Genomic DNA, 12,373 nt, shown 5'->3' with positions numbered 1-12,373 from the left:
GGGCGCGGCAGCCAGGGGTTGCCGCGCCCTTTCTCATTGCCATCTTTACGGGGCGGGCGCCGCTATGCCTCGCATCACGTAGTTGACCGCCTTGCCGATGGTCGCTTCGTCCTCGTCGAGGCGGTTGGTCAACAGATGTCTCCAGGCGAAGGAGGCGATCAGGTCGGCGACAACAGCTGAATCGACGCTGGCCGGGATTTCGCCCCTTGCCTTGGCGCGTTCGATGATCTGGCCGGTATGGGACCGTCGGCCCAGCGAGTAGTCGGCAAGGGCCGCGGCAGCGGTCTCGTCGGACTGGGCCTCGGCGATCAGCGACCGGAACACGCTTCCCGACGATGTCTCGCGCCAGTGGGTGAACAGGTTTTTGAGGAAGCCGACGAGATCCTCCTCCAGCCGGCCCGTATCGGGAACATCGACGCGCTTCTGGCGCTGGTAGACCTCAAGCAGCAACGCCGCCTTGCTCGGCCACCAGCGATAGATGGTGGGTTTGCCGGCGCGGGCCCGCCGCGCCACGGCTTCGATGGAAAAACCGGCATAACCGGCTTCGACCAGCACGGCCTCGGCGGCTTCGAGAATGGCATCGGCGCTGTCGGGGTTGCGCCGCGCACCGATTGATCTGCGCGCCGGATCGGCGTCCTCGGCCATCTCTGTCTCCTCGCCAACACTATCGCCGGCAATATAGGCGCCCCGACGCTCAAACGAAACGGCGCGTTTTCAAGCTTCAGGAACGGATGGTAGCGGCAGGGGTCAAGTTTATTCTCTGGAAGTCTACCGGCGTGTCGGTTGGCGAAGCTCCAAACGCAAAAACCCGCCGGGCGGCGGGTCACTGGCGCAAATCAGCACCATAGGCAAAAATGTAGCATAGCTGCCCTCACCGAGTCAAGAAAAAATTCCTATCGCTATGAGACGCTGCCGGCTTAAATTGCCCGGCTGGCCGTGGGATCACGCCTACTGCATCGCCTGCGATGTCTCGGATTCGATACGCCAGCCGCCGCCGGCCTTGACCAGCCCAAGCGTGACGCGCGCCTTGCCGGTCAGGCGTGCCGCCGACGTGTCCTTTGGAAGATAGTCGTAGCGCATCGCAAAGACTGCCTCGGCGCGATCTTCGCCCTGCGGAGCGACTTCCAGGCTGCCGGCCTCCATGCTTAGCGACCAGGAGGCCCACTGCGCGAACCAGTCGGCCTTGACCTTGACGATGGCGTCGGCGTCGTAGCGGGTTCCGAAGATGATGGCGGATGGGCCGTAGAGCCGTTTGACGGTCTCGCTCATCGCCCTGGTGTCCGGCGTCAGATAGTCCTGGCGCAGGAATTTCTCGATCGATCCCTTGTCTTCGCCGACAGAGCGTTCAAGTGCGGCGACTTCCGTCGAAGGGGCCGGCGCCGCGGCCGGCCTTTGTGGCTCTGCAGGTTGTCCGTCCGAGACGAATTCGAAGCGTTCGAGCAGCGATCCCTGCTCCCAGGGGCGCTGGGTTTCGCGGGTTTGCGAAACCACGTCGCGGCGCACCGCGATCATCATGTCGTTGATGCTCTGGCCGGGCTCGGCGATGTGGCGCAGCAGGGCGGCGGCGAAGGGCGAGTTGCGTCCGCTGCCGTCCATGGCGACAGCGCCAGGTGCCGTCGAGAAGGCGATGAACGAGCCGCGCGTCGATTCGAATTGCGCCAGCCCGGCCAGCGCCTTCGCCGAGCGCGTGGTGGCGGTGCGGCTGAGGCTGCGCGCAAACGGGTTGTTGCGGCAGGCATCGAGAAACACCAGGCTGACCTTGGTCTGCTGTTCCATGATGTCGAGGACTTCGTCGATCGGCACGGCCTCGAGCTGCAGCTTGACCGGTACGTCCAGCCTGGCGTCGACCGGCACGATGTAGTTGCGCCCGTCGACCTGCAGGCCGTGGCCGGCATAATAGAAAAGCCCGACGCCGGCGCCCTGGAGCGCATCGGAAAACGCGCCCATGCTGCGTTCGAGTTCACGCTTGCCGAGATCATTGCCCTCGATGACCTCGAAGCCGATCGAGCGCAGCTTGTCGGCGATGTCGAGGGCGTCGTTCACAGGATTGGCCAGCGTGCCGGCTTCGGCGTAAGTGCCGTTGCCGATGACAAGCGCTACCCGCCGTTGCGGCTGCGCATCCGCGCTCAGCAGCAAAAGTCCCAGAAATGCCCATGCAAGGATCGCAAGCCTGCCCATGGGGCAGATCATAACGCCATCGGCCCCGGCGACGCCATCGGATTTGAAATGCAGGCCTAACCACGAGCGGGTTCGAGCTCCCGGGCAAGAGCGACGAAAACGCCTTGCGCCCGCGCGGTCTATCGGGCAAACCGGCCTTCCCCTGCGATTTTTCCCGCCCGAGGCCTCCATGTCCACGACGATTTCGCCGCTCGCGCCGAAGAAATACCCCAAAATGCCGGAAATCGAAGGGGTGCGCATCGCCACCGCCGAGGCAGGGATAAAGTACAAAAACCGCACCGATCTTTTGACCATGGTCTTCGATGAAGGCACCGCGATCGCCGGCGTGTTCACGAAATCGAAATGCCCTTCGGCGCCGGTCGACTTCTGCCGGCAGAATCTCGGCGCAGGCAAGGCCCGGGTGCTGGTCGTCAATTCCGGCAACGCCAACGCCTTCACCGGCAAGAGAGGCCGCGAGTCGACCGCGCTGACCGGCGAGGCGGCCGCGAAGGCGGCCGGCTGCACGGCAGCGGAGGTTTTCCTGGCCTCGACCGGCGTCATCGGCGAGCCGCTCGATACCAGCAAATTCAGCCATCTGCTCGCGGGACTGGTCAGCAACGGCAAGCCTGAGCTGTGGACCGAAGCGGCAAAGGCGATCATGACCACGGATACCTATCCGAAACTGGCGACCGCGACCGTCAAGCTCGGCGATACCGACGTCACCATCAACGGCATCTCCAAGGGCGCCGGCATGATCGCGCCCGACATGGCAACGATGCTCTCCTTCATCGCCACCGACGCGCCGATCGCCGCCCCTGTTCTGCAGGACCTGTTGTCGCGCGGCACGGCCAAGACCTTCAACGCGGTCACCGTCGACAGCGACACCTCGACCAGCGATACGCTGCTGATCTTCGCCACCGGCAAGGCTGCCAAGCGTGGCGCGCCAGAGATAACCGACCCCAAGGATGCCCGTCTCGGCGCGTTCCGCCGGGCACTCGGCAAGGTGTTGAAATCGCTGGCGCTGCAAGTGGTGCGCGACGGCGAGGGCGCCCGCAAGCAGGTCGAAGTCACCGTCACCGGCGCCAAATCGGCGCGCTCGGCCAAGCGCATCGCGCTGTCGATCGCCAATTCGCCGCTGGTCAAGACGGCGGTCGCCGGCGAGGATGCCAATTGGGGCCGCGTCGTCATGGCCGTCGGCAAGGCCGGCGAGCCCGCCGATCGCGACCGGCTGTCGATCTGGTTCGGCGACAACAGGCTGGCGCATGAAGGCGAGCGCGATCCTGGCTATTCCGAGCAGGCGACGTCGGCCTATATGAAGCGCGACGACATCCGTATCCGCGCCGATATCGGCATCGGCCGCGGCAAGGCGACGGTGTGGACCTGCGATCTCACCAAGGAATATGTCGCCATCAATGGCGATTATCGGAGCTGACGGTTTTGAGCTCCAGGCATCCGGCAAGCATGCTCGCGATCGTACGCCGCTACGAGGCGGCCGGCTTTCGCGCCTGGCCGGCAGCCGCCGTCCACTATGACGGCACCTGGGTGGTGCGGCTGACCGCCGGCCATCCTGCCAAGCGGCTGAACTCGGTCAATCCGCTCGATCCCGGCGATATCATGCACATGGCCGACCGTATCGGCCGGGCCAGCCGCCGTTTCGATGCCTATGGAAGGCCGCTGACGTTCCGCATGTCGCCGCTGTCGGGTCCAGATCTCGCCAGCCATCTCGACCGCGAGGGCTGGAGCCGGTTCGACGAGTCGCTGGTCATGCGGCTGCCGCTGGCCGGCGCGCAGCTCGACGCCGCCATGGACCAGATTCCGCTCAAGGACATCAGCCGCTTCATCGGCGCGTTGCTCAAGGTCAGCGGTTCGGATGTTTCGCTGCGGCCCGGCCTGTCGGAGATCATCGGCGCCATCCAGCCCGAAGCCGGGCTGTTCGCGCTCGAAGATGGAGCCGAGGCGCTGGCGACGCTTATCTGCGTCCATGACGGCGATCTCGCCGGCCTGTTCGAGGTCGCCACCGACAGATTGGCGCGCAACAGGGGCCATGGCCGCAACCTGATCCTGTCGGCGCTCAAATGGGCGCGGCTGCGGGGCGCGCGGGAAGCCTGGCTGCAGGTCGAGGCCAACAATGTGCCGGCGCTGGCGCTCTACCATTCGCTCGGCTTCGAGGAAGTCTATCGCTACCACTACCGCCGGCCGCCGGGTCATGAATGATGTCGTGACCGCCGGCAAGCGCCTGCTCCTGGTCGCCGCCTGCGCGCTTGTCGATGCCGACGGCCGGGTGCTTCTGGCGCAGCGGCCTCAGGGCAAGCAACTTGCCGGGTTGTGGGAATTTCCCGGCGGCAAGGTCGAGCCCGGCGAGACGCCCGAACAATGCATCATTCGCGAACTGCATGAGGAAATCGGCATCGAAACCGACATTCCGTGCCTGGCGCCGCTCACCTTCGCCAGTCATTCCTACGACGATTTCCACCTGCTGATGCCGCTGTTCATCTGCCGCCGCTTTCGCGGCATAGCCCATCCCAGGGAAGGGCAGGCGCTGAAATGGGTGCGGCCGAAGCAGATGCGCGACTATCCGATGCCGCCGGCCGACGCGCCGCTGATCCCGTTCCTCATCGATCTTCTCTGAGGCTCGCGTCCGGTCGGTTCCTGGCCGAGGCGTGTATCAGCCAGCGTTAATGGAAGATTTATATCGTCGTGAAAAATTGAAGCATGGCCGTTCGCGGCCGAGCCGTCGATTTGCCGGGGAGCGATAGCATGAACCTAGACAGGGATTGGGATTCGATCCGGCCCGAGCGCGGCTTTCGCGCCGCCGATGCGGGCATGGGCATATTGCGCATCACGCTGCTGTTCGGTTCGGCCGCGGTGGCGCTGGCGCTGATTGTAACCCCTTTCCTCGACAGCCAGACACGCTCGCTGTCGGCCCGTGATGGTTTCGGCGGGCTTGACATGGCGGCGACAGGCTCGATCGGCCATCGCGAAACCTACACGCTGCGCCGCAGCGTGCTGCAGCCGCAGCCGAGCTCGGTCTGCATCATCAGGTCCAATGGCAGGAGCAGCGGCGACTGCTGACATGGTTAAGAGATTTCGGAAAGGCGGCGGTTTCATCGCCTGTTAAGCCTTTGCCGTTAACCTTTCTTAACAGGTCGGCTGTAGGGTCCCGGACAGAGGGGTTGAGGCCATGAAAGCAGTCCTGCTGGGTTTTTTGAACGACGAGACCGGCGCCACGGCCGTCGAATATGGCGTGATCATCGCCGTGCTGTCGCTGGCCATCATCGGCGGTATCGGTGAGGTCCGTGACGGGATCGTCTGGCTGTTCAGCGACAACAACAGCAAGCTTGCGAACGCTTTCGCACCCACTCCCTGATCCAACTTTTCCGCGCCTGCGGGCAGGATCATTGCCCGTCGGGCGCCTCCAGGATTGTTTTCAGCGAGACCTTGGCCGACCCTGGCTTCAGCGGTTTTTGCTGCGATGCGTCGGGCGCCCAGCCGGACATCCAGACAATCGAGAAACTTGCCCTGACACGGCCATCGGGGTCGGAAAACCGCTCGGCGTAGATTTCCGCCGCGCGGGCAAACAGCTTGCGCGAGCCCGGCCGCCGGCTGCGATCGGTGAGCGCATTGGTTTCGCCCATGGCCCGCAGATCCGCCATCAGGTTGAACAGGCTGGCATAGCGCACGGTCACCGTCTCGACGTCGGCGACCGGCAGAGCGAGACCGGCGCGCTGCAGCAGCGCACCGGCATCGCGCACGTCGGTGAACGGGGCGACACGCGGGCTGGCGCCGCCGTAAAGCTCGGTCTCGGCCGAAAGCAGGCTTTCGCGCAATTCGAAAAGCGTACCGGCGCCGGCAAAGGCGCCGAGGAAAAGCCCATCCGGCCGCAACGCACGGCGGATCTGGATCAGCATGCCGGGGATGTCGTTCATGGCCTGCAGCGACAGAAGCGACACCGCCAGATCGAGGCTTTCCGCTTCGAACGGCACGGTTTCGAGCGGTGCGATCAAGCCGGCGCCGCCACCGCTCAGGAAGGCCGTGTCCGCCTCGACGCGGACAATGTCGGCGACCTTGCTGCTTTCGGCGAGCGTTTCGGCCGCCGCCGGCGTCTGGCAAAACAGCACAGCCGCCTTGCCGAACCTGCGCTCGACGGCGCCCAGCCGGTCGGCAAGGTCCTCGGCCGTGCGGCGCATGAGAAAGTCCGCACCGTCGACCGGATGGGCAAGCGCGCGCCGCTTGTGCGCCAGCCACAGAGAGGTATCCATTATCGGCTGCAACGGGCAGATCCTTTGTTTGTCCACGCTCCGAGATCGTTGATATAGTGGCGTGCAGGAGCAACCACCTGGCCGATCCGATGCCCAAGATCAAGTCCATCGGAATAACGAACCTGGCCCGGTCGGTTGTCGGCTGGCCGGCGCGGATGCTGTTTCCGCCGGTCTGCGCCGGTTGCCGCCGGCATGTCTCGCAGCCAGGCGTGCTGTGCGGCGCCTGCTGGCCGAAGCTCAGGCTGCTGGAGCGGCCATGGTGCCCGGTCATGGGCACGCCGTTCACCCACCATATGGGCGAAGGCTTTCTGTCGGCCGAGGCGATTGCCGATCCGCCGCCTTTCGAGCGGGCGCGGGCGGCGGTCGCCTATTCCGGCGTTGCCCGACAGATGGTGCAGGGGCTGAAATACCAGGATCGCACCGATCTGGCACCATGGATGGCGCGCTGGATGGTTCGCGCCGGTGCCGATCTCATCGCCGACGCGGATGTGGTGGTGCCGGTGCCGCTGCACTGGCGGCGCTTTTTCAGGCGGCGCTTCAACCAATCTGCGGAACTGGCGAGGGCCGTCTCGACGCTCAGTGAATTGCCCTTCGCCCCCTCGGCGGTGCGGCGCGTGAAACTCACCCGCCAGCAGGTCGGGCTGGAGCGCGGGGAACGCGAGGAAAATGTGCGGGCCGCCTTTCGGGTACCCGCCGAGGCGGAAATCGAGATCGCCGGCCGCAGGGTGCTTTTGATCGACGATGTCTACACCACCGGCGCCACGGTGCGCTCCGCCACCAAGGCGCTGAAAAGGGGAGGTGCGGCCGCCGTCGACGTGCTGACCTTTGCCCGTGTGTTGCCGGGGGACTTCCGGGCGGACGAGTCCGCGACTATATAAGTCGGCAACGAACAGCGGAAATTCGTCATGGTCGATGTCACGATCTACACCCGCATGATGTGCGGCTATTGCACGGCAGCCAAGCGGCTGCTCGAGCGCAAGGGCATAGCCTTTACCGAGCACGATGCCTCCTTCTCGCCGGAACTGCGCCAGGAGATGATCTCCCGGGCGCATGGCCGCTCGACCTTTCCGCAGATTTTTATCGGCGATACGCATGTCGGTGGCTGTGACGATCTCCACGAGCTGGAGGCCGAAGGCCGGCTCGACAAACTGCTCGCTGACGGCGCGACGAATTAAGGGAATGACGATGGGTGTTTTCAAAGCCGCTGCGATCCAGATGCGTTCAGGCGAGAGCCCCGAGCGCAACGCCGTCGATCTCGAACGGCTGGTGCGTGAAGCAGCTGGCCAAGGTGCCGCCTACATCCAGACGCCGGAAATGACCGGCGCGCTGATCCGCGACAAGGAAGCTCGCGCCGCCTCCTTCACCTCCGAGGACAAGGATATCGTCGTTTCGACCGCGCGCAAGCTGGCCAAGGAACTCGGCGTCTTCCTGCATATCGGCTCGACAGCCATTTTACGCGCCGACGGCAAGCTCGCCAACCGGGCGCTGCTGTTCGGGCCGGACGGCGCCACGCTCGCGACATACGACAAGATCCACATGTTCGACGTCGATCTCGACAATGGCGAGAGCTGGCGCGAATCCGCCGCCTATGAGCCGGGCACCGAGGCCGTCGTCACCGAGATCGAGGGTGCAAAGCTCGGCTTCGCCGTTTGCTACGATCTGCGCTTTCCGCAACTCTTCCGCGCCGAGGCACTGGCCGGCGCCGACCTGCTTTCCGTACCTGCCGCCTTCACCCGGCAGACGGGTGAGGCGCACTGGCATGTGCTGCTCAGGGCCCGCGCCATCGAGAATGGCGCCTATGTCGTCGCCGCCGCGCAGGGCGGCTTGCATGAGGATGGCCGCGAGACCTACGGTCATTCGCTGATCGTCGATCCGTGGGGCCGTATCATCGCGGAAGCCGCGCATGACGAGCCGGCGGTGATCATCGCCGAGATCGACCCGGCGCAGTCGCTTGCCGCGCGCAAGAAGATCCCCAATCTCAGGAATGCGCGGGATTTCGCCGTCAATGCTGGCTTGGGCGAGGCGCCGCGGCTCAGGGGTGCAGCCTCTTGATCCGTTTTGCCCTGATCTGTGAGCACGAGCACGAATTCGAAGGCTGGTTCCGCAGCAACGACGATTTCGACACCCAGAAGAAGCGCGGCTTTGTCGATTGCCCCACCTGCGGTTCGCACAAGGTGCAGAAAGCGCTGATGGCGCCGGCTGTCTCCACGGCGCGCAAGCAGGAAACCATAGCGCTCGCCATGGGCGAGGCGCAGAAGCAGGCTCTGGCGCAGCTGAAGGCGATGGCCGAGAAGGTGCGCGAGAATGCCGACTATGTCGGCGACAAGTTCGCCGAGGAAGCGCGAAAGATCCATTTCGGCGAGAGCGACCCGCGCGGCATCTATGGCGAGGCGACGCTGGACGAGGCCAAGAGCCTGGCCGAGGATGGCGTCGAGTTCATGCCTATCCCGGTATTCCCGGACGATCGCAACTGACCGGCTAGCTGACGCTACCGATCAATTTCTCAAGCAGCCGAGAGAGCGTTTCGCGTTCCGCCTGCGTCAAGCCCGAGAGAACCGCGTGCTCGTTGGCCACGTGGGCGGTAACGGCCTCGTCGACCAGCGCCAAGCCCTTTTCGGTCAGCCTCACGACAATGCCGCGTCTATCGTTGGGATGAGGCCCACGCAGGATCAATCCGGACGTTTCGAGCCGGTCGAGCCGGTTGGTCATGGCGCCCGATGTGACCATCGTCGCTTCATAGAGAGCGGTCGGCGTCAGCGCATAGGGTGAGCCAGCGCGGCGCAGCGTCGCCAGCACGTCGAACTCGCCCGACTGCAATCCATAGCGGGCAAACAACGGCGCCAGGCGCTCGCGGGCGATCAGCGAGGAGGCCTCGTTCAGCCGTCCGAGCACGGCCATCGGCGAGACATCCAGATCGGGCCGCTCCCGCTTCCATTGCTCGATCGCTCTTGCTGCCCTGTCCAACTGTCTCACCATTATTTATCTTGACGTTAAGAATCTTGCCATTATCTTATCGTAACATGCAATGCCGGCCAAGAGCCGCCGCGCTACAGGATTCGGTCAATGAAACTTCTCTGGGATTCGGCGCTCGGCCTGCTGGTCGTCACCGGCGGCCTGCTCGGCCTGACGCTGCCCTTCGGCAAGCTCGCCACGGCTGCCGGCGTGCCGGCCATGGTCTGGGCCTTCGTCATCTCGCTCGGCGCCGGCGGGGTCTTGCTGTGCGTGCTCTTGGCTCGCGGCAAGCGGGTCCGGCTCACCGCGCACAAACTGCGCTATTTCTTCGTCACCGCCGCGGTGTCCTATGCTGTCCCCAACCTCCTGATGTTCTCGGCCATCCCGCATCTGGGCGCCGGCTACACCGGCATCATGTTCACCCTGTCGCCTGTCATCACACTGGTGTTCTCGATCCTGTTGCGTGTCCGGCGCCCCAACATGCTGGGCATTGTCGGCATCGCCGTCGGCTTCGTCGGCGCTGTCATGGTGGCGGTGACGCGCGGCGAGGCCGGCCAGCCGGCCGATTTGTTCTGGGTGGCGATGGGGTTGCTCATTCCGGTCAGCCTTGCCGTCGGCAACATCTACCGCACGGTCGACTGGCCGGACGGCACCGGCCCGATCGAGCTTGCCGTCGGCAGCCATCTGGCGTCAGCGGCGATGCTGCTTGCCGGCATTCTTCTCCTGTTCGGCGGCGAGGCTTTCGTGCCACTCGGCGGCGTGCCGCTGGTGGTGGTCGCGCAGGTCGCGTCGGCGTCGGCGATGTTTGCCTTCTTCTTCAGGCTGCAGGCGGTTGGCGGTCCGGTCTATCTCAGCCAGATCGGTTATGTGGCGGCCGCCGTCGGCCTGTTTGCCGGAACCATCTTCCTCGGCGAGCACTATCAGTTGCTGACCTGGGCAGGCGCGCTCATCATCACTGCCGGCGTGTTCATCACCACCAGGGCACAAAGCCAGAAGGGTCGAGTTCCTGCAGCCGGAGCCGCCTTGCCGATCCGTTAGGCCTGGCTCGCGTCAAAGATTTTCCTGAGAGCCGGCGGGGCAACATTTCGCCATGACATCCGTATTGCGCTGCGAAATGTCTTTCATCGCATGCGTCAAGAATGATCGACGTCCAGCCCTTTCGTCCCCATCCACCAGGCACTGGCTTGAAAACCAGCGGTTCGGCTGCAGTCGTCATCTCTTGCTGGCCGATGTCGAGCTTTATGACGGCGCGATCGTTTTCGGGCAGCGACATGAAGATGCGATTGCGTACCCGGAAGTCGGCCTTGCCGAAATGCGATTTCTCGGCCGCTTCGGGAAGCTCAAGCGCCAATTGTCGGGCTCTCACACTGTCCACGGTCCGACAAATCTCCAGATCAGCCTTCAGACCGAGCCTTTTTCCGCCAGGACCATGTAGTTGACGTCCATGTCCTTCGACCGCGCCCAGCGGTCGGCCAGCGGGTTGTAGGTGACGCCGGTGCGGTCGATGATGGTCAGGCCGGCGCCGCCAAGCGCCTTTTCGAGCTCTTCCGGGCGCACCAGCTTGCCGAACTGGTGGGTGCCGCGCGGCAGCCAGCGCAGCACATATTCGGCCCCGATGATGGCTAAGCCCAGCGCCTTCAGCGTGCGGTTGATGGTGGCCACGAACATGATGCCGCCGGGCCGCACCATCTCGCCGCATTTGGCGACGAACAGGTCGATGTCGGCGACATGCTCGACCACTTCCATGTTGAGGATGACGTCGAATTTCTCGCCGGCGTCGGCAAGGTCCTCGGCCGTCGTGGCGCGATAGTCGACGCTGACATTGCCCTCGGCGGCGTGCAGCTTGGCCACTTCGATGTTGGTTTCGGAGGCATCTGCGCCCACAACCTCGGCGCCAAGCCGCGCCATCGGCTCGCACAGAAGTCCGCCGCCGCAGCCGATGTCGAGGATGCGCAGGCCCTCGAAAGGCCTTGCAGCGCGCGGGTCACGGCCGAAGCGCGTCGCTATCTGGTCGCGGATATAGGCCAGCCGGACCGGATTGAATTTGTGCAGGGGACGGAATTTGCCGTTCGGGTTCCACCATTCGGCGGCAAGGGCGGAAAAGCGTTCCACTTCTCCGGCATCGATCGTCGATCGTCGGGGCTCTGGCATCGGTTGGTCTCCTCGACACTACAGCGCCGCGCGTCCTCTTGGACGCGCAAAGGACGCTGTAGCACTTTAAATTCTGCGTATGATCCTTTCCGAAATCGACTTCGATTTCGGGGTCATGCGCTAGGAAGTCGGGCGTGAGGCCGCGAATGTCAAGGCAGCATTTTCCTCGGCCTGCCAGGCAACAGGCTCTGTCAGGGCATGTCACCTGTCACGCGCCTGCATCGAAACACAATTGATCCGCCGGGCGAAAAGGAGACAGGATTTGAATTGGAGGAAACCATGATGAAACAGGAAACGGCTTCGATCCTTTGGCACCGCCTCGACGTGGAGGGTCACGACGCCTGCCTGTTGTCACAGACCAATGTCGGGCACAGTCTCGAGGGACAGGCCATCTTCATCCAGGACGGCAAGCCGTGCTGCCTTGGCTATGAGGTGATCTGCGATGTCGGCTGGCGCACGCGTTCAGCGCGGATCGACGGCTTTCTCGGCACCCGCAAGCTGCATTATGCGATCGAACGCGATTCGGACGGCCAGTGGACGCTGAATGGCGAAGTCCAGCAGGGCGTCGACGGCCTTGTCGATGTCGATCTTGGCTTCACACCGGCATCGAACCTGCTGGCGATCCGCCGGTATGACCTCGGCATCGGCGAGGCGACGCCTGCTCCGGCCGCCTACCTGACTTTCCCTGAACTGAGCCTGGTGCGCCTCGATCAGACCTATCGGCGTCTCGACACGGTTCGCTACGCCTATGCCGCGCCGGTGTTCGGCTATGACGAGACCCTCAACATCTCGCCGCACGGCTTCGTTGTCGACTATCCTGGCCTGTGGAGAAGCGCGGCTGCGTCAGACTGAAG

16 protein-coding genes and 1 pseudogene are annotated in these 12,373 nt (G+C 64.3%); 11 read left to right on the top strand and 6 right to left on the bottom strand.

The features are described from left to right. Positions 1-45: 45 nt before the first annotated feature. Both NKI21_RS22935 and NKI21_RS22930 read right to left on the bottom strand, forming a co-directional pair. Entirely contained in the window at positions 46-645 is a 600-nt protein-coding gene (locus tag NKI21_RS22935) for a TetR/AcrR family transcriptional regulator (RefSeq protein WP_352867468.1), read from the bottom strand. Positions 646-948: 303 nt separating this feature from the next. Next, positions 949-2,178 (bottom strand): caspase family protein, encoded by a 1,230-nt coding sequence (locus NKI21_RS22930; protein WP_352867465.1) that lies wholly within the window; start codon positions 2,176-2,178, stop codon positions 949-951. 169 nt (positions 2,179-2,347) lie between these two features. Between NKI21_RS22930 and argJ the strand changes: the two genes are divergently transcribed. The 5 genes from argJ (at position 2,348) to NKI21_RS22905 (ending at position 5,524) form a co-directional block, all read left to right on the top strand. Then, a complete protein-coding gene (gene argJ, locus NKI21_RS22925) occupies positions 2,348-3,589 on the top strand; it encodes a bifunctional glutamate N-acetyltransferase/amino-acid acetyltransferase ArgJ (RefSeq protein ID WP_352613265.1) in 1,242 nt (413 codons plus the stop codon). Positions 3,590-3,618: 29 nt separating this feature from the next. Next, positions 3,619-4,371, top strand: coding sequence for a GNAT family N-acetyltransferase (locus NKI21_RS22920; RefSeq protein WP_352753242.1), 753 nt, complete (start codon positions 3,619-3,621; stop codon positions 4,369-4,371). Continuing rightward, positions 4,364-4,786, top strand: coding sequence for a (deoxy)nucleoside triphosphate pyrophosphohydrolase (locus NKI21_RS22915; protein ID WP_292455459.1), 423 nt, complete (start codon positions 4,364-4,366; stop codon positions 4,784-4,786). Before NKI21_RS22920 ends, NKI21_RS22915 begins: the two co-directional genes overlap by 8 nt. A 128-nt stretch (positions 4,787-4,914) precedes the next feature. Further along, positions 4,915-5,229 (top strand): hypothetical protein, encoded by a 315-nt coding sequence (locus NKI21_RS22910; protein WP_352753245.1) that lies wholly within the window; start codon positions 4,915-4,917, stop codon positions 5,227-5,229. Between the two features lie 109 nt (positions 5,230-5,338). After that, positions 5,339-5,524 (top strand): Flp family type IVb pilin, encoded by a 186-nt coding sequence (locus NKI21_RS22905; RefSeq protein WP_352441702.1) that lies wholly within the window; start codon positions 5,339-5,341, stop codon positions 5,522-5,524. Positions 5,525-5,552: 28 nt separating this feature from the next. On the opposite strand, the gene NKI21_RS22900 is transcribed toward NKI21_RS22905, so the two are convergent. Then, positions 5,553-6,428, bottom strand: a complete 876-nt coding sequence (locus tag NKI21_RS22900; RefSeq protein ID WP_023811154.1) for a methyltransferase domain-containing protein — start codon at positions 6,426-6,428, stop codon at positions 5,553-5,555. Positions 6,429-6,493: 65 nt separating this feature from the next. Here NKI21_RS22900 and NKI21_RS22895 point away from each other — a divergent pair, with 65 nt between their 5' ends. From NKI21_RS22895 to NKI21_RS22880, 4 genes are read left to right on the top strand one after another with little or no spacing between them, the layout of a single operon-like run. Beyond that, positions 6,494-7,294 (top strand): ComF family protein, encoded by an 801-nt coding sequence (locus NKI21_RS22895; protein WP_023811155.1) that lies wholly within the window; start codon positions 6,494-6,496, stop codon positions 7,292-7,294. Between the two features lie 27 nt (positions 7,295-7,321). Next, positions 7,322-7,591, top strand: coding sequence for a glutaredoxin 3 (grxC, locus tag NKI21_RS22890; RefSeq protein WP_023811156.1), 270 nt, complete (start codon positions 7,322-7,324; stop codon positions 7,589-7,591). 10 nt (positions 7,592-7,601) lie between these two features. Continuing rightward, positions 7,602-8,468: a carbon-nitrogen hydrolase family protein gene (locus tag NKI21_RS22885; RefSeq protein WP_023811157.1), complete on the top strand. Its 867-nt coding sequence runs from the start codon at positions 7,602-7,604 to the stop codon at positions 8,466-8,468. Then, entirely contained in the window at positions 8,465-8,890 is a 426-nt protein-coding gene (locus NKI21_RS22880; RefSeq protein WP_023811158.1) for a DUF1178 family protein, read from the top strand. The genes NKI21_RS22885 and NKI21_RS22880 overlap by 4 nt, the downstream gene beginning before the upstream one ends. A gap of 4 nt (positions 8,891-8,894) precedes the next feature. Here the strand turns inward: NKI21_RS22880 and NKI21_RS22875 are convergent, their stop codons facing one another. After that, positions 8,895-9,380, bottom strand: a complete 486-nt coding sequence (locus NKI21_RS22875) for a MarR family winged helix-turn-helix transcriptional regulator (protein WP_023811159.1) — start codon at positions 9,378-9,380, stop codon at positions 8,895-8,897. Between the two features lie 99 nt (positions 9,381-9,479). Between NKI21_RS22875 and NKI21_RS22870 the strand changes: the two genes are divergently transcribed. Beyond that, the gene (locus NKI21_RS22870) at positions 9,480-10,406 is read left to right on the top strand and encodes a DMT family transporter (protein WP_023811160.1); all 927 of its coding nucleotides are present in this window, start codon (positions 9,480-9,482) and stop codon (positions 10,404-10,406) included. Here the strand turns inward: NKI21_RS22870 and NKI21_RS22865 are convergent. Both NKI21_RS22865 and ubiG read right to left on the bottom strand, forming a co-directional pair. Then, positions 10,403-10,743 (bottom strand): annotated as a pseudogene (locus tag NKI21_RS22865) (MmcQ/YjbR family DNA-binding protein). The gene NKI21_RS22870 and the pseudogene NKI21_RS22865 sit on opposite strands and share 4 nt — an antisense overlap. A gap of 26 nt (positions 10,744-10,769) precedes the next feature. Further along, entirely contained in the window at positions 10,770-11,519 is a 750-nt protein-coding gene (gene ubiG / locus NKI21_RS22860) for a bifunctional 2-polyprenyl-6-hydroxyphenol methylase/3-demethylubiquinol 3-O-methyltransferase UbiG (protein WP_023811162.1), read from the bottom strand. Positions 11,520-11,798: 279 nt separating this feature from the next. Between ubiG and NKI21_RS22855 the strand changes: the two genes are divergently transcribed. Next, positions 11,799-12,371 carry a putative glycolipid-binding domain-containing protein gene (locus NKI21_RS22855; RefSeq protein WP_348629846.1) on the top strand — a complete coding sequence of 191 codons (573 nt, stop codon included), beginning with the start codon at positions 11,799-11,801 and terminating at the stop codon, positions 12,369-12,371. The last annotated feature ends 2 nt before the right edge of the window (positions 12,372-12,373 follow it).

This window comes from Mesorhizobium sp. M0715 (assembly GCF_040320355.1).
Taxonomy (GTDB): Bacteria; Pseudomonadota; Alphaproteobacteria; order Rhizobiales; family Rhizobiaceae; genus Mesorhizobium.
The sequence above is the reverse complement of the archived record's forward strand: the minus strand, read 5'-3'. Positions and strand labels throughout refer to the sequence as shown.

What these genes read in the sequence shown, in the direction of transcription:
- NKI21_RS22935 (WP_352867468.1), bottom strand. Translation starts at nt 645, where the DNA reads ATGGCCGAGGACGCCGATCCGGCGCGCAGATCAATCGGTGCGCGGCGC.
- NKI21_RS22930 (WP_352867465.1), bottom strand. Translation starts at nt 2,178, where the DNA reads ATGGGCAGGCTTGCGATCCTTGCATGGGCATTTCTGGGACTTTTGCTG.
- argJ (WP_352613265.1), top strand. Translation starts at nt 2,348, where the DNA reads ATGTCCACGACGATTTCGCCGCTCGCGCCGAAGAAATACCCCAAAATG.
- NKI21_RS22920 (WP_352753242.1), top strand. Translation starts at nt 3,619, where the DNA reads ATGCTCGCGATCGTACGCCGCTACGAGGCGGCCGGCTTTCGCGCCTGG.
- NKI21_RS22915 (WP_292455459.1), top strand. Translation starts at nt 4,364, where the DNA reads ATGAATGATGTCGTGACCGCCGGCAAGCGCCTGCTCCTGGTCGCCGCC.
- NKI21_RS22910 (WP_352753245.1), top strand. Translation starts at nt 4,915, where the DNA reads ATGAACCTAGACAGGGATTGGGATTCGATCCGGCCCGAGCGCGGCTTT.
- NKI21_RS22905 (WP_352441702.1), top strand. Translation starts at nt 5,339, where the DNA reads ATGAAAGCAGTCCTGCTGGGTTTTTTGAACGACGAGACCGGCGCCACG.
- grxC (WP_023811156.1), top strand. Translation starts at nt 7,322, where the DNA reads ATGGTCGATGTCACGATCTACACCCGCATGATGTGCGGCTATTGCACG.
- NKI21_RS22885 (WP_023811157.1), top strand. Translation starts at nt 7,602, where the DNA reads ATGGGTGTTTTCAAAGCCGCTGCGATCCAGATGCGTTCAGGCGAGAGC.
- NKI21_RS22870 (WP_023811160.1), top strand. Translation starts at nt 9,480, where the DNA reads ATGAAACTTCTCTGGGATTCGGCGCTCGGCCTGCTGGTCGTCACCGGC.
- ubiG (WP_023811162.1), bottom strand. Translation starts at nt 11,519, where the DNA reads ATGCCAGAGCCCCGACGATCGACGATCGATGCCGGAGAAGTGGAACGC.
- NKI21_RS22855 (WP_348629846.1), top strand. Translation starts at nt 11,799, where the DNA reads ATGATGAAACAGGAAACGGCTTCGATCCTTTGGCACCGCCTCGACGTG.